This is a genomic window from Variovorax sp. KBS0712 (genome assembly GCF_006323185.2).
In the GTDB taxonomy this organism is placed as follows: domain Bacteria; phylum Pseudomonadota; class Gammaproteobacteria; order Burkholderiales; family Burkholderiaceae_C; genus Variovorax; species Variovorax boronicumulans.
Genome location: NZ_VCCD02000002.1, coordinates 339,612 through 353,119, shown reverse-complemented (window position 1 = coordinate 353,119; position 13,508 = coordinate 339,612). Strand labels below are relative to the sequence as shown.

Here is a 13,508-nt window from a genome sequence, read left to right as displayed (position 1 = left end):
ACCATGAAGAACAGCAAGAACCTCGCGCTCTACATCCTCGGCGTGGTCGCCGTGCTGGCGCTGCCCATCCTGTTGCAGACCCAGGGCAACGCCTGGGTGCGCATCGCCGACATCGCATTGCTCTACGTGATGCTCGCGCTCGGCCTGAACATCGTGGTCGGCTACGCCGGCCTGCTCGACCTGGGCTACGTGGCCTTCTTTGCGGTCGGCGCGTACCTCTACGCGCTGATGGGTTCGTCGCACCTCTCGGACACCTTTCCGTGGTTCAAGGCGATGTTCCCGAACGGGCTGCACACCTCGCTCCTGATCGTGGTTCCGCTCGCGCTGGTGGTGGCCGGGGTGCTCGGCGCGATGCTGGGGGCGCCCACGCTGAAGCTGCGCGGCGACTACCTCGCGATCGTCACGCTCGGCTTCGGTGAAATCATCCGGGTGTTCCTGAACAACCTGGACCAGCCGATCAACATCACCAACGGGCCGAAGGGCATCACGGCGATCGACTCCATCAAGTTCTGGGGGCTGGACCTCGGCAAGGCGTGGAAGTTCGACGGCTTCACGATCTCCTCGGTCACGCTGTACTACTACCTGTTCCTGGCGCTCGTGGTGGCCACGATCATCATTTCGCACCGCCTGCAGATCTCGCGCATCGGCCGCGCCTGGATGGCCATCCGCGAAGATGAAATCGCTGCCAAGGCGATGGGCATCAACACCCGCAACATGAAGCTGCTGGCCTTCGGCATGGGCGCCAGCTTCGGCGGCGTGTCGGGCGCGATGTTCGCGGCCTTCCAGGGCTTCGTGTCGCCCGAGTCCTTCAGCCTGATGGAGTCGGTGATGATCGTTGCCATGGTCGTGCTGGGCGGTCTCGGGCACCTGCCCGGCGTCATCCTGGGCGCCGTGCTGCTGGCCGCGCTGCCCGAAGTGCTGCGCTACGTGGCCGGCCCGCTGCAGGCGATGACCGACGGCCGCCTTGACGCGTCCATCCTGCGTCAGCTGTTCATCGCGCTGGCCATGATCGTCATCATGCTGATGCGCCCGCGCGGCCTGTGGCCCTCGCCGGAACACGGCAAGACGCTGACGAAGAAGAACGGCGCGCCCGTCGACCCGACCCATGCGGCCGTGGCGCCCGGAACGCTGCAGACCCATGCACCGGGCATCGACAGCCCCGCTGACGAAGTGCCGGGTGCGGCATCGCGTCCCATGTCCATCAATCCGTGAGCCAAGGACACACAGACATGACGACAGACACCATCCTCGACGTTCGCGGCATCTCCAAGCGTTTCGGCGGGCTGCAGGCCCTCTCGGACGTGGGCATCACCATCAAGCGCGGCCAGGTCTACGGCCTGATCGGGCCCAACGGCGCCGGCAAGACGACCTTCTTCAACGTGATCACCGGGCTGTACACGCCCGACAGCGGCACCTTCGAGCTGGCCGGCAAGCCTTACCAGCCGACGGCCGTGCACGAAGTGGCCAAGGCCGGCATCGCGCGCACCTTCCAGAACATCCGCCTCTTCGCCGAAATGACGGCGCTCGAGAACGTGATGGTCGGGCGCCACATCCGCACGCATTCCGGCGTGTTCGGCGCCATGCTGCGCACCAAGGGCTTCAAGGCCGAAGAAGCGGCCATTGCCAAGCGCGCGCAGGAGCTGCTCGACTATGTTGGCATCGGCAAGTTCGCCGACTACAAGGCGCGCACGCTGAGCTACGGCGACCAGCGCCGCCTCGAGATCGCGCGTGCCCTGGCCACCGACCCCCAGCTCATCGCGCTGGACGAACCGGCAGCCGGCATGAACTCGACCGAGAAGGTCCTGCTGCGCGAACTGATCGACCGCATCCGCAAGGACAACCGCACGATCCTGATCATCGAACACGACGTCAAGCTCATCATGGGCCTGTGCGACCGCGTCACCGTGCTCGACTACGGCAAGCAGATTGCCGAGGGCAACCCGGTCGAGGTACAGAAGAACGAAAAGGTGATCGAGGCCTACCTCGGCACCGGAGGACACTGAGATGAGCACCGCAGAAGCAACGATGGCAACCGCGACGGCACCGGCCGCCGCCAAGGCCGCAGGCAAGAACCTGCTCAAGGTCCGTGGGCTGAAGGTGGGCTACGGCGGCATCCAGGCCGTGAAGGGCGTGGACTTCGACGTGTTCGAGGGCGAGCTGGTCTCGCTCATCGGCTCCAACGGCGCCGGCAAGACCACCACCATGAAGGCCATCACCGGCACGCTGCCGGCCGGCGCGGGCGACATCGAGTTCCTGGGCCGCAGCATCAAGGGCCGCGGCGCCTGGGACCTGGTGGGCGAGGGCCTCGTGATGGTGCCCGAGGGCCGCGGCGTGTTCACGCGCATGACGATCACCGAGAACCTGCAGATCGGCGCCTACATCCGCAACGACAAGGCCGAGATCGCGAGCGACATGGAGCGCGTGTTCGTGACTTTCCCGCGCCTGCGCGAGCGCAAGGACCAGCTGGCCGGCACCATGTCGGGCGGCGAACAGCAGATGCTGGCGATGGGCCGCGCGCTCATGGCACGCCCGAAGGTGCTGCTGCTCGACGAGCCCACCATGGGCCTGTCGCCCATCATGTGCGACAAGATCTTCGAAGTGGTGCAGACCGTGGCCTCGCAGGGCGTCACGATCCTGCTGGTGGAGCAGAACGCCAATCGCGCGCTGCAGCTGGCCGACCGTGGCTACGTCATGGAGTCGGGCCTCATCACGATGAACGGCGACGCCAAGGAACTGCTGCGCGACCCGCGCGTGCGCGCCGCCTACCTCGGCGAGTAAGCGCCGCCAACGCCAACCGGCCAGCACCGCAGAACGCGGTGGCTGGCCGTTTTTCCGTCTGTCCCTAGCCCATCATCGCGGCGGCGGCCTTGATCGCCTCGCGGATGCGCCCGTAGGTGCCGCAGCGGCACACGTTCTCGATGGCGTCGATGTCGGCGTCCGTCGGGGTGCGGGTGCGGCGCAGCAGGTCGACCGCGGCCATGATCTGGCCCGGCTGGCAGAAGCCGCACTGCGGCACGTCCAGGTTCATCCAGGCCTGCTGCACCGGGTGCAGCGTGTTGCCGTTGGCCAGGCCCTCGATGGTCGTCACCTGGCGCCCGCGCACGTCGGACACGCGCACCGAGCAGGTCGTCACGGCCTTGCCGTCGACGTGGCAGGTGCAGGCCTTGCACACGTTGATGCCGCAGCCGTACTTCGGGCCGGTGATGCCGAGCTTGTCACGCAGCACCCACAGCAGCGCCAGGTCGTCGGGCGCCTCGACGTCGACGTTCTGGCCGTTCACCTTGAAAGATTGCACAGGCATGGCGGGTCTCCTCAGGCGGGGATCGGAACGTTGACGGGCGTGGGCAGCTTGCCCGGCGGGATCGGCGTGAAGTCGACCGGAAAGTTCAGCGGGAAGCTGCGCGGCTTGATGCCGGTGGCGCGCCCGTAGGCGTTGGCGATCGCACCCGAGCTCGCCGACAGCCCGACCTCGCCCAGGCCGCCGATGGCCTCGCCGCTGGCCGGCAGGATGATGATCTTCACGTCCTTCGGGTAGTGCTTCATGCGTGAGAAGTGGTACTGCGAGTAACTGCCTTCCAGCGGCAGGCCGTTCTGGATGTGCAGCCCCGCCGACAGCACCAGCGCGATCGATTCGCACAGGCCGCCCTGCAGCTGCGCCTCGATGCCCGAGGGGTTGATCGGCGTGCCGACATCGATGGCGATGGTCGCGCGCACCACGCGGGCCTGCGCCGGCACGCGCGCGTCGATCTCGACGATGCAGGCCGTGAAGGACTTCGACTCCTGGTGCACGGCCACGCCCTGCGCAAAGCCCGCCGGCATCGCCTTGCCCCACTGCGCGGCCTCGGCCACGGCCTTCAGCACCGCGCGGGCGCGCGGCAGGCGCAGGTACTCGAGCCGGAAGGCGACCGGGTCCTTGCGCGCGGCGCGGGCCATCTCGTCGACCAGGATCTCTTCCACCAGCCGCGCGGGCTGGATGTGCACCGAGCGGTAGGAGCAGGTGTTCATGTCCATCGGCACGGGCGTCAGCAGCTTGGTCGTGACGCCGAAGTTGTACGGCGAGGTCACCATGGTCTTGAACATCACCTGCTCGATCGCGAAGTTGCCCACCGTCTGCGGGAAGGCGTTGGGCAGCGCGATGGCTGCGGCCTCGAGCATGTTGCCGAAGCCGTGGCGCGTGTCCAGGCGCACGCTGGCGATGCGCTGCTCGAAGGCGATGACCTGGCCCAGCAGCATCGTGGCGCGCGCCTTCTGGTAGATCGGCGGGCGGATGCGCGTGTGGCGCATGTCGTCGGTGCGGTGGTACATCAGGCGGCAGGGGCGCCCCAGCGCCTTCGACACCTGGATCGCCTGCAGCACCGGGTCCCAGAACAGGCGCCGCCCGAAGGAGCCGCCCGAGGGCACCGCATGCACGACGACCTTGTTCAGCGGCAGGCCCAGCTCGGCGGCCACCGCCTGCTGGGTGACGATGGGACTCTGCAGCCCGGCCCAGATCTCTGCGCGATCGGGCCGCACGTCGGCAATCGCACATTCGACTTCCATCGGGCAGTGCGCGGCCGGCGCGAACTCGAACTCGGCCTCGACCGTCAGCGCGCCCAGCGGCGGCAGCGCAAAGGGCAGCAGCGACGACTTCAGCTTGCGCATGATGGTGGCGTTCGACTCGCCGTCGAGCGGTCCGGCGGCCCATGTCACGTCGAGTGCGTTCACCGCGGCCCAGGCCTGGCCGAAGGTCTCGGCCATCACTGCCACGCCCGGCGGCGTCGGCGTGATGCCGTTGGTGGCGGGAATCGGCACCACGCCGATCACGCCCGGCATGCCCATCACCGTGTTCAGGTTGTTGATGCCGACGAACTTGCCGTTGATGGTCGGCGGGCGCCGCACCATCGTCGGCTTGGCATTGGGCACCGCCTGGTCGAGCGTGAACTTCTTGCGCCCGGTGACGATGTCCAGCGCGTCGAGCCGCGTCACGCGCTGGCCGACCACCGAGGGCGTCGAGCCCGAGAGCAGGCCGCCGAGGCCGCCCAGCACCGGCATGCCCGCGTGCATCGAGCGCACGCTCGACGAGCCGCCCGTGAGCTGGTTCCAGATCAGCTCGGGGCTCGCGTCGGCCGACGTGACCTCGATCGCGCTCAGCGGCAGGCGCAGCTTGTCGGCCAGCATCATGGCGCTGGCCGTGGCGATGCCCTGGCCCACTTCGAGGCGTGGCAGCGCCAGGCGCACGCGGCCGTCGCCGGTGTTCGTCACCTTCACCAGCGGCATGGTCGGCAGCGAGGTCAGCGTGACCGCGTCGCCGATGTCGATCAGGTCGGTGGTGTCGGGCGGGGTCATGGGCAGCAGCGCAGCGACTGCCGAGGCGGGCGCCGTGAGGGCGCCGAGCCCCGCGATGCCGGCCGCCGCCGATGCCAGCGGTGCGGCCGTGGCGTAGCCGAGCACGTCGCGCCGGCGCAGGCCGTGCGCATCCCCGTCGTCCGTCCCGCGCGCGGGACGCGGGTCCTTGTTCGAACGCTTCATCGTTGTCTCCTTGTTGTTTGGCGAACGCGGATGACTGTGGCACCATCGCCGCGCCGAAGATGTCGTTGCAACGACATTTCTTACGGACCCCGCCGACCGGCGCCTGCGACGGATCGGCCGATGCGATGTCACGAGGGACGACAGCAGGAGGCGCGATGTCGAACGCGTTGGAGAACATGCTTCGCGAGAGCTTGTGGGCGCGCGCGCTCACGGACGACGAACTCGACCGCGTCGTCCAGGAGTCGCACGAGCGCGTGGTGCCGGCCGGCGGCTTCGTCGTGCGGCGCGGCGAGCCGGCCGATCACTGGATCGGCGTGATCGACGGCCTCATGAAGATGTCGGTGTCGCTGCCCGACGGGCGCGTGTCCACCTTCACCGGCGTGACCGCTGGCGGCTGGGGTGGCGAAGGCTCGCTGCTCACCCCCGGATGCTGGCGCTACGACGGCGTGGCGCTGCGGCCCACGCGCGTGGCCTGCGTGCCGCGGCACAGCTTCGAGCGGCTGATGTCCACCAGCATCGACTTCAATCGGTTTCTGTTGTTACACATCAATGCGCGACTGAGCCTGTTCATCGGCCTCATGGAATTCGATCGCCTGCTCGGGCCCGACGCGCGCGTGGCGCGTTGCCTGGCCAGCCTGTTCGACCCCATCCTCTATCCGCGCGCCACCCGCTTCGTGCGGTTGAGCCAGGACGAGATCGGCCTCTTGTCGGCCGTGTCGCGCCAGCGTGCCAACCGCGCGCTGCATGCGCTGCAGCGCGACGGCCTGTTGCGCATCGAACATGGCGGCGTGGAAGTGCTCGACCTCGCGGGCCTGCGCACCTACCAGAGCGGGGCGGCCGAAGCGGCGGCGGCCGTGGCCGCGGCCACCGACACGCAGGCCGCGGCGCCCCTGGACGACCTCGTCAGTCCACCTTCGCCCCGGTGGCCTTGACCACCTTCTCGTACTTGGCGAGTTCGCTCTTCATGAAGCTGCCGAACTGCTCGGACGAGTTGCCGACGGGCTCGGCCAGCATCGAGGCGAAGCGGGTCTTCGTTTCCGGTGCGTTCAGCGCGGCGACGAAGGCCTGATTCAGTTTCGCGACCACCTCGGGCGGCGTGCCGGCCGGTGCGACCAGGCCCCACCAGGTGTCGATCGAGAAGCCCTTGAGCGTGTCGGCCACGGGCGGCACGTCGGGCAGGGCGCTGCTGCGCTTGAGCGTCGTGACCGCGATCGCCTTCAGCTTGCCCGAGCGGATGTTCGGCGCGGCCGTGGCGAGGTTGTCGAAGTTGAAGTCGACCTGGCCCGACAGCAGCGCCAGCTGCGCCGGGTTGCCGCCGTTGTACGGAATGTGCACCGCGAAGATGCCCGCTTCCTTCTTGAACAGCTCGCCCGCCAGGTGGCCGGCGCTGCCGTTGCCGCCGCTGGCGTAGTTGAGCTTGGCGGGGTTGGCCTTGGCATAGCGGATCAGGTCGGCCAGCGTGCGGATGTTCAGGCGGTTGGCCGTGTCGGCGTTCATCACCAGCACGTTGGGCACGCGCACCATCTGCGTGATCGGCGCGAAGTCGGTCGCCGCGTTGAACGGCATCTTGCTGTACAGCCACGGGTTCACCGCGTTCGTGGCTGTGGCCGCGATGCCGATGGTGAGGCCGTCGGCCGGCGCCTTGGCGACGAAGTCGGCACCGATGTTGCCGCCCGCGCCGGGCTTGTTGTCGATGATGACGGGGCCGCCCAGCGTGTCCTTCACCTGCTCGGCCAGGATGCGCGCCGTGTTGTCGATCGGGCCGCCGGCCGCGTAGGGCACGACGAGGCGGATCGGGCGGTGCTGCTGGGCTGCGGCGTGGCCAGTGCCGAGCACGGCGGCGCTGGCGATCAGGGTCAGGAGGAAGTGTCTCGTCTTCATGTTGTTCTGCGGAAAGGAAAGGGGAACGCGAAGGCTCAGGGCAGGGCCTTGTCGGCTTCGGTGGTGAAGGCGTCGGCGAAGAATTCTTCTTCGGGCAGGCCCGCGAGCGCCACATAGTCGCGCTTGGCCGAGTCGACCACGATCGGCGCGCCGCAGGCATACACCTGGTGGCCCGACAGGTCGGTGAAGTCTTCCAGCACCGCCTGGTGGACGAAGCCCGTGCGGCCGGTCCAGTTGTCTTCGGGCGTGGCGTTCGACACCACGGGCACGTAGCGCAGGTTCGGCATCGCGGCCAGCTGCTCGCGCAGCCAGGCGTCCATGTACAGGTCTTCGGGGCGGCGCCCGCCCCAGTAGATCGCGGCGGGCCGCTCGATGCCCTTGAACTTCATGTGCTCGAGCAGCGCCTTGATCGGTGCGAAGCCCGTGCCCGAGGCCAGCAGGATCATCGGCTTGTCGGAGTCTTCGCGCAGGAAGAAGCTGCCGAACGGGCCTTCGATGCGCAGGATCTCTTTTTCCTTCATCGCGCCGAAGACATGGTCGGTGAACTTGCCGCCCGGCAGGTGGCGCAGGTGCAGCTCCAGGCCCGTGCCCGGCACGGCCACCGTGTGCGGCGCATTGGCCATCGAGTAGCTGCGGCGCGCGCCGTCGCGCAGGATGAACTCCACGTACTGGCCGGCGTAGAACTGCAGCGGCTCGCCGGCCGGCAGCTGCAGGCGCAGCATCATCACGTCGTGCGACTGGCGCGTGAGCGCCATCACGCGCACCGGCATCTTGCGGATCGGCAGCGCGCCGGCCTCGGTGACCTGGCGCGACTCGAGCACCACGTCGCTCGTCGGGTGGGCGCAGCAGGTCAGCACGTAGCCGGCCAGCTGTTCTTCGGCGCTCAGCGCCTTGCTCTGGTGCGGGCCGAGCGTGACCTCGCCCGACAGCTTCTTGCACTTGCAGGAACCGCAGGCGCCGTCCTTGCAACCGTAGGGGAGGCCGATGCCTTGGCGGATGCCGGCCGCGAGGATGGTTTCGTCGCCCTGGACCACGAAGTGGCGCCCGCTGGGCTCGACGGTGATGGAAAAGCCCGCTTCGTGCGGCGCTGTAGCAGTCATCGGTATTCTTCGGGGGTGAACTTTCCCGGCTGCATGCGGCCGGGACAACTGAATTGAGACAGGAAACCCGGATTTTGCCTTCAATCAATAGTCCCTCCGGCGCACTGCCGGCCCGGTTCCGGCGCGAGCGCCTGCTGATCGTCGGCTGCGGCGACGTCGGCCAGCGCGTGGCGCGCAACCTGCGCGGGCGCATGCAGCTGGTGGCGCTCACGTCCTCGGCCGACCGCGTCGCGCGCTGCGCGCGGCGGGCATCCGGCCCCTGGTGGGCAACCTGGACGACCGCGCCACCCTGCGCCGCCTGGCAGGCATCGCCACCCGCGTGGTGCACCTGGCGCCGCCCGCGCGCGAGGGCGGCGCGGCCTGGTGGCGCGACCAGCGCACCGTGTCGCTGGCGCAGGCGCTGCGGCTGCGCTCGCTGCCCTCGGCGCTGGTCTACGGCTCCACCAGCGGCGTGTACGGCGACTGCGGCGGCGCGCGCGTGAGCGAAACGCGTGGCGTGCGGCCCGACACCCCGCGCTCCCACCGGCGCGTCGATGCCGAGCGCGCCGTGCGCTGGTTCGGCCGCAGCACCGGCGTGCGCACCAGCATCCTGCGCATCCCGGGCATCTACGCGCCCGATCGCGAGAACGGCACGCCGCGCGGCCGCCTGGAGCGCGGCACGCCCGTGCTGCGCCGCGAGGACGACGTCTACACCAGCCACATCCACGCCGACGACCTCGCGCGCGCCTGCGTGGCGGCGCTGTTCCGCGGCAAGCCCCAGCGCGTGGTGCACGCGTCGGACGACACCGAGCTGCGCATGGGCGACTACTTCGACCTGGCCGCCGACCTCTACGGCATGCCCCGCCCGCCGCGCGTGGCGCGCGGCGAGGCCGAGCGGCAGTTGCCGCTGCAACTGCTGAGCTTCATGGGCGAATCGCGCCGGCTCGACAACACGCGGCTCAAGCGCGAGCTGCGCGTGCGGCTCGCGCATCCGACGGTGCACACCGGCCTGCAGCCTGTCGAAGCCTGAAAGGACGCAACCCGTGAACAAACAGAGCGTGCGCATTCCCGACGGCCATCCGACCTTCGGCTCGACCGCCGTCTTCGACACCTTCAAGTACGCGCCTGGCGTCAAGGCCGGCGGCCTGCTGTTCGTGGCGGGGCAGGTCGGCCTGCGTGCCGACGGCAGCGTGCCCGAGAGCGCCGCGGAACAGGCCGACTGGGCCTTCCGGCGGCTGGGCGTGGTGCTCGAAAGCGCGGGGCTCGGCTTCGCCGACCTGGTGGAGATCGTGAGCTACCACGTCGACGTCGAGCACGAGCTGGCGGGCTTTCGCGAGGTGAAGGACCGCTACATCACCGGGGATTTCCCGGCCTGGACGATCCTCGGCGTGGCGGCGCTGGCGCGGCCGGCGCTGCGGGTGGAGATTCGTGCGGTGGCGGCGTTGAAGACCGCGCAAGCGGGCTGACACCGAAGCGGATGCCCAGGGGCCGGGCGTACCATGGCGGCACAGGTTCCAGATCGAACCGATCGAAGCGAAGCGGACGAAACGAATGCCCCAAACGATTGAAGCGTTGCTTGCCGATCAAGGCGCGCAGGCTGTCCTCGCCTACCTGAACGCGCGTGTGCCGCATCGGTACACCGGGATCTACAGGATTCGCGCCGACCTGGTCACGAGCCTCTACCTGTACGACAAGCAGGGCGAGCTGATCCCCGAGAACATCGCCATCGTGCCCTTCGAGGCGAGCATCTGTCCCTTTGTCCTGCGCGACGGGTGGTTCCGCACCGACGACTCGAGCGTGGACGAGCGCTTCGCCACGCATCCCGGACGGGACTACACCATCAGCTACCACGGCGTTCCGCTCTTGAACCCCGCGGGCGCGGTCGCCGGCACCTTGTGCCACTTCAACTTCACGGCCGTGCCGCTGCCGGACGACGAGTTCGAGCTGCTGCACCAGGCTGCCTTGTCGCTTCAGGTGAAGCTCGCCGACGTGCTTGGCTAGGGCGGGGCGCTGCCCGGCCCGAAAGCCCCCGAGGCAAAGAAAAACCCGCTGCGCCAGTGAAGCGAGCGGGTTTCTTGATGTGGGGGTGAGACGGTGTCGTCTCATGGTGCCCGGGGCCGGAATCGAACCGGCACACCTTTCGGTGGGGGATTTTGAGTCCCCTGCGTCTACCAATTTCACCACCCGGGCACATCCGGAAGGAAGCCCAAAATTATGGCACAGTGGCTGGCATGAATTATCCGACGATCGAAGACGCCATCGGCAAGACCCCCCTGGTTGCCCTGCAACGCATCCACGCCGCGGAAAACGCCAAGCGCGGCAACGTGATCCTGGGCAAGCTCGAAGGCAACAATCCGGCGGGTTCGGTCAAGGACCGGCCGGCGCTGTCGATGATCAAGCGGGCCGAGGAGCGCGGTGAAATCAAGCCCGGCGACACGCTGATCGAGGCCACCTCGGGCAACACCGGCATCGCGCTGGCGATGGCCGCGGCCATCAAGGGCTACCGCATGGTGCTGATCATGCCGGAGGACCTCTCGGTGGAACGCGCCCAGACCATGAAGGCCTTCGGCGCCGAGCTGGTGCTCACGCCCAAGAGCGGCGGCATGGAATACGCGCGCGACCTGGCCGAGCAGATGGTCGCCCAGGGCAAGGGCCGCGTGCTCGACCAGTTCGCCAACCCCGACAACCCGCGCATCCACTACGAGACCACCGGCCCCGAGATCTGGACCGACACGCACGGCAAGATCACGCACTTCGTGAGCGCCATGGGCACCACGGGCACCATCACCGGCGTCTCGCGCTACCTGAAGGAGAAGAACCCGGCGGTGCGCATCGTCGGTGCGCAGCCGGCCGAAGGCTCGCGCATTCCGGGCATCCGCAAGTGGCCGGTCGAGTACCTGCCGAAGATCTACGACCCGAGCCGCGTCGACGAAGAAATCAGCGTGAGCCAGGACGACGCCGAGGAGATGTGCCGGCGCCTGGCGCGCGAAGAGGGCATCTTCGGCGGCATTTCGGCGGCCGGCGCGCTGTGGGCGGCCATCGAGGTGTCGAAGAAGGTCGAGAACGCGACCATCGTGTTCGTGGTCTGCGACCGCGGCGACCGCTACCTGTCGACGGGCGTTTTCCCCGCCTGACCCCTTCACCCTGCGGCGGCGCCCACGGGGCGCCGCACGCCCGAGAAAAAGAACAGAGACTCCCCATGCCCCACCCCAAGTTCTGCCAGGCCTGCGCCACCCCGCTCGAATGGATCGCGTTGATGGAAGACGGCGGTCCCAAGGAACGCCTGCGCTGCCCCAACTGCGGCCACACGCACTGGAACAACCCCACGCCCGTGCTGGCGGCCATCGTCGAGTACCGCGGCCAGGTGCTGCTGGCGCGCAATGCGGCCTGGCCGGGCAAGATGTTCGCGCTCATCACCGGCTTCATGGAGGCCGGCGAGACGCCCGAGGAGGGCATCGCGCGCGAGGTCAAGGAAGAGACCAACCTGGACGTCAGCGCCGCCAAGCTCGTCGGGGCCTACGACTTCCAGCGCATGAACCAGATCATCATCGCGTACCACGTGGTGGCCGACGGCGAGGTGAAGCTCTCGCCCGAGCTGGTGGACTACCGCCTCTACGACCTGCCCGACCTGCGGTGCTGGCCGGCCGGCACCGGCTATGCGCTGGCCGACTGGCTGCGCACGCGCGGCCACGAGCCGGTGTTCTTCACTGCGGCGGAAAACGAAGAGCGTCGCCGCGGCCTGAACCTGCCACCGGAGCCTGGCAATGCAAGTTGACCGCGAAATCGACACGCGCGGCCTCAACTGCCCGCTGCCGATCCTGAAGGCGAAGAAATCGCTCAACGACATGGCGAGCGGCCAGCTGCTGAAGGTGGTGTCGACCGACCCGGGCTCGGTGCGCGACTTCCAGGCCTTTGCGCGCCAGACCGGCAACGAACTGGTGGCGCAGGAGACCGTGGGCAGCGACTTCATCCACGTGCTGAAGCGACGCTGACGTCGGCAACCGACAAAAGAAAAGGGGCCTCGCGGCCCCTTTTTGTTTTCAGTGCTTTGCAGCGCCCTCAGAGCTTCAGGCTCTTGAGGTACTCGCGGAACTGCGCGCCCACTTCGGGGTGCGCCAGCGCCAGTTCCACCGACGCCTGCAGGAAGCCTTCCTTGCTGCCGCAGTCGTAGCGGATGCCCTTGTACGAGTAGGCGTAGACCGATTCCTTCTTCATCAGCGCCGCGATGCCGTCGGTCAACTGGATCTCGCCACCCGCGCCCTTGGGCTGGTTGCGGATCTCGTCGAACACGCCGGGCGTGAGGATGTAGCGGCCGGCCACGCCCAGGCGCGAGGGCGCGTCTTCGGGCTTGGGCTTCTCGACCATGCGGTTGACCTTCACGAGGCCGTCTTCCACGTTCTCGCCGGCCACGATGCCGTAGCGCTTGACGTGCTCCAGCGGCACTTCCTGCACGGCCAGCACCGAGGCGCCCAGGCGCGCGAAGACTTCGGTCATTTGCGCCAGCACCGGCTGGCCATCGACGGGGCCGACCATCAGGTCGTCCGCCAGCAGCACGGCGAAGGGTTCGTTGCCCACCAGGTGCTCGGCGCACAGCACGGCGTGGCCCAGGCCCAGCATGCGCGGCTGGCGCACGTAGGAGCAGGTCATGTCGTCGGGCGACACCGAACGGGCGATTTCAAGGAGTGCGTCCTTGCCGCTGGCTTCGAGCTGGCTTTCGAGCTCGTAGGCGGTGTCGTAGTGGTCTTCGATCGCGCGCTTGTTGCGCCCGGTCACAAAAATCATGTCGCGGATGCCCGCGGCATAGGCTTCTTCGACGGCGTACTGGATCAGCGGCTTGTCGACGACTGGCAGCATTTCCTTCGGCTGGGCCTTGGTGGCCGGCAGAAAGCGGGTGCCGAAGCCTGCAACAGGGAATACGGCCTTGCGGATGCGCGTCGGGGAAGAAGTGGACATGGGCGGTTCAGTGTCGTTGGATGCAGGGAAAAGGACAGGGATGAGGGTGGTTCCGGCGCGAAGCCGATGACCAAATCCTAGTCCCCC

The 13,508-nt window shown here is 68.3% G+C and carries 14 protein-coding genes, 1 tRNA gene and 1 pseudogene; 10 read left to right on the top strand and 6 right to left on the bottom strand.

Going from position 1 to position 13,508, the window contains the following annotated elements; genetic code table 11:
* Positions 1 to 3: 3 nt before the first annotated feature.
* From FFI97_RS18505 to FFI97_RS18495, 3 genes are read left to right on the top strand one after another with little or no spacing between them, the layout of a single operon-like run.
* The gene (locus FFI97_RS18505) at positions 4 to 1,212 is read left to right on the top strand and encodes a branched-chain amino acid ABC transporter permease (RefSeq protein ID WP_062481017.1); all 1,209 of its coding nucleotides are present in this window, start codon (positions 4 to 6) and stop codon (positions 1,210 to 1,212) included.
* A gap of 17 nt (positions 1,213 to 1,229) precedes the next feature.
* On the top strand, positions 1,230 to 2,003 hold the full coding sequence (locus FFI97_RS18500; RefSeq protein WP_056572293.1) for an ABC transporter ATP-binding protein: 774 nt from the start codon (positions 1,230 to 1,232) through the stop codon (positions 2,001 to 2,003).
* Position 2,004: 1 nt separating this feature from the next.
* Entirely contained in the window at positions 2,005 to 2,778 is a 774-nt protein-coding gene (locus FFI97_RS18495; protein WP_172438340.1) for an ABC transporter ATP-binding protein, read from the top strand.
* A 64-nt stretch (positions 2,779 to 2,842) separates the two neighbouring features.
* Here the strand turns inward: FFI97_RS18495 and FFI97_RS18490 are convergent, their stop codons facing one another.
* Both FFI97_RS18490 and FFI97_RS18485 read right to left on the bottom strand, forming a co-directional pair.
* Positions 2,843 to 3,301 (bottom strand): (2Fe-2S)-binding protein, encoded by a 459-nt coding sequence (locus FFI97_RS18490; RefSeq protein WP_056572291.1) that lies wholly within the window; start codon positions 3,299 to 3,301, stop codon positions 2,843 to 2,845.
* 11 nt (positions 3,302 to 3,312) lie between these two features.
* Positions 3,313 to 5,508, bottom strand: coding sequence for a xanthine dehydrogenase family protein molybdopterin-binding subunit (locus tag FFI97_RS18485; RefSeq protein ID WP_139703232.1), 2,196 nt, complete (start codon positions 5,506 to 5,508; stop codon positions 3,313 to 3,315).
* A 155-nt stretch (positions 5,509 to 5,663) separates the two neighbouring features.
* On the opposite strand from FFI97_RS18485, the gene FFI97_RS18480 reads away from it, so the two are divergent.
* Complete coding sequence (locus FFI97_RS18480; RefSeq protein ID WP_095746547.1) at positions 5,664 to 6,440, top strand: Crp/Fnr family transcriptional regulator; 777 nt, start codon at positions 5,664 to 5,666, stop codon at positions 6,438 to 6,440.
* Here FFI97_RS18480 and FFI97_RS18475 read toward each other — a convergent pair.
* Positions 6,412 to 7,389: a Bug family tripartite tricarboxylate transporter substrate binding protein gene (locus tag FFI97_RS18475; RefSeq protein ID WP_139703226.1), complete on the bottom strand. Its 978-nt coding sequence runs from the start codon at positions 7,387 to 7,389 to the stop codon at positions 6,412 to 6,414. The genes FFI97_RS18480 and FFI97_RS18475 overlap by 29 nt on opposite strands.
* Before the next feature lie 35 nt (positions 7,390 to 7,424).
* Entirely contained in the window at positions 7,425 to 8,489 is a 1,065-nt protein-coding gene (locus FFI97_RS18470) for a CDP-6-deoxy-delta-3,4-glucoseen reductase (protein ID WP_062482994.1), read from the bottom strand.
* Between the two features lie 74 nt (positions 8,490 to 8,563).
* On the opposite strand from FFI97_RS18470, the pseudogene FFI97_RS18465 reads away from it, so the two are divergent.
* The 3 genes and pseudogenes from FFI97_RS18465 (at position 8,564) to FFI97_RS18455 (ending at position 10,469) form a co-directional block, all read left to right on the top strand.
* Positions 8,564 to 9,498: pseudogene (locus FFI97_RS18465) on the top strand (SDR family oxidoreductase).
* Positions 9,499 to 9,511: 13 nt separating this feature from the next.
* Entirely contained in the window at positions 9,512 to 9,934 is a 423-nt protein-coding gene (locus tag FFI97_RS18460; protein ID WP_139703215.1) for a RidA family protein, read from the top strand.
* An 85-nt stretch (positions 9,935 to 10,019) separates the two neighbouring features.
* Positions 10,020 to 10,469 (top strand): GAF domain-containing protein, encoded by a 450-nt coding sequence (locus FFI97_RS18455; RefSeq protein ID WP_139703209.1) that lies wholly within the window; start codon positions 10,020 to 10,022, stop codon positions 10,467 to 10,469.
* A 104-nt stretch (positions 10,470 to 10,573) separates the two neighbouring features.
* On the opposite strand, the gene FFI97_RS18450 is transcribed toward FFI97_RS18455, so the two are convergent.
* Positions 10,574 to 10,658, bottom strand: a tRNA-Leu gene (locus FFI97_RS18450).
* Between the two features lie 41 nt (positions 10,659 to 10,699).
* Here FFI97_RS18450 and cysM point away from each other — a divergent pair.
* The 3 genes from cysM (at position 10,700) to FFI97_RS18435 (ending at position 12,460) form a co-directional block, all read left to right on the top strand.
* Positions 10,700 to 11,602 carry a cysteine synthase CysM gene (gene cysM, locus FFI97_RS18445; protein ID WP_095746540.1) on the top strand — a complete coding sequence of 301 codons (903 nt, stop codon included), beginning with the start codon at positions 10,700 to 10,702 and terminating at the stop codon, positions 11,600 to 11,602.
* Between the two features lie 65 nt (positions 11,603 to 11,667).
* Complete coding sequence (locus tag FFI97_RS18440; RefSeq protein ID WP_056572274.1) at positions 11,668 to 12,243, top strand: NUDIX domain-containing protein; 576 nt, start codon at positions 11,668 to 11,670, stop codon at positions 12,241 to 12,243.
* Positions 12,233 to 12,460 (top strand): sulfurtransferase TusA family protein, encoded by a 228-nt coding sequence (locus tag FFI97_RS18435; protein ID WP_056572272.1) that lies wholly within the window; start codon positions 12,233 to 12,235, stop codon positions 12,458 to 12,460. The genes FFI97_RS18440 and FFI97_RS18435 overlap by 11 nt, the downstream gene beginning before the upstream one ends.
* A 67-nt stretch (positions 12,461 to 12,527) precedes the next feature.
* On the opposite strand, the gene galU is transcribed toward FFI97_RS18435, so the two are convergent.
* Complete coding sequence (gene galU / locus FFI97_RS18430) at positions 12,528 to 13,421, bottom strand: UTP--glucose-1-phosphate uridylyltransferase GalU (protein ID WP_139703203.1); 894 nt, start codon at positions 13,419 to 13,421, stop codon at positions 12,528 to 12,530.
* Positions 13,422 to 13,508 lie beyond the last annotated feature (87 nt).

What these genes read in the sequence shown, in the direction of transcription:
- FFI97_RS18505 (WP_062481017.1), top strand. Translation starts at nt 4, where the DNA reads ATGAAGAACAGCAAGAACCTCGCGCTCTACATCCTCGGCGTGGTCGCC.
- FFI97_RS18500 (WP_056572293.1), top strand. Translation starts at nt 1,230, where the DNA reads ATGACGACAGACACCATCCTCGACGTTCGCGGCATCTCCAAGCGTTTC.
- FFI97_RS18495 (WP_172438340.1), top strand. Translation starts at nt 2,005, where the DNA reads ATGAGCACCGCAGAAGCAACGATGGCAACCGCGACGGCACCGGCCGCC.
- FFI97_RS18490 (WP_056572291.1), bottom strand. Translation starts at nt 3,301, where the DNA reads ATGCCTGTGCAATCTTTCAAGGTGAACGGCCAGAACGTCGACGTCGAG.
- FFI97_RS18485 (WP_139703232.1), bottom strand. Translation starts at nt 5,508, where the DNA reads ATGAAGCGTTCGAACAAGGACCCGCGTCCCGCGCGCGGGACGGACGAC.
- FFI97_RS18480 (WP_095746547.1), top strand. Translation starts at nt 5,664, where the DNA reads ATGTCGAACGCGTTGGAGAACATGCTTCGCGAGAGCTTGTGGGCGCGC.
- FFI97_RS18475 (WP_139703226.1), bottom strand. Translation starts at nt 7,389, where the DNA reads ATGAAGACGAGACACTTCCTCCTGACCCTGATCGCCAGCGCCGCCGTG.
- FFI97_RS18470 (WP_062482994.1), bottom strand. Translation starts at nt 8,489, where the DNA reads ATGACTGCTACAGCGCCGCACGAAGCGGGCTTTTCCATCACCGTCGAG.
- FFI97_RS18455 (WP_139703209.1), top strand. Translation starts at nt 10,020, where the DNA reads ATGCCCCAAACGATTGAAGCGTTGCTTGCCGATCAAGGCGCGCAGGCT.
- cysM (WP_095746540.1), top strand. Translation starts at nt 10,700, where the DNA reads ATGAATTATCCGACGATCGAAGACGCCATCGGCAAGACCCCCCTGGTT.
- FFI97_RS18440 (WP_056572274.1), top strand. Translation starts at nt 11,668, where the DNA reads ATGCCCCACCCCAAGTTCTGCCAGGCCTGCGCCACCCCGCTCGAATGG.
- FFI97_RS18435 (WP_056572272.1), top strand. Translation starts at nt 12,233, where the DNA reads ATGCAAGTTGACCGCGAAATCGACACGCGCGGCCTCAACTGCCCGCTG.
- galU (WP_139703203.1), bottom strand. Translation starts at nt 13,421, where the DNA reads ATGTCCACTTCTTCCCCGACGCGCATCCGCAAGGCCGTATTCCCTGTT.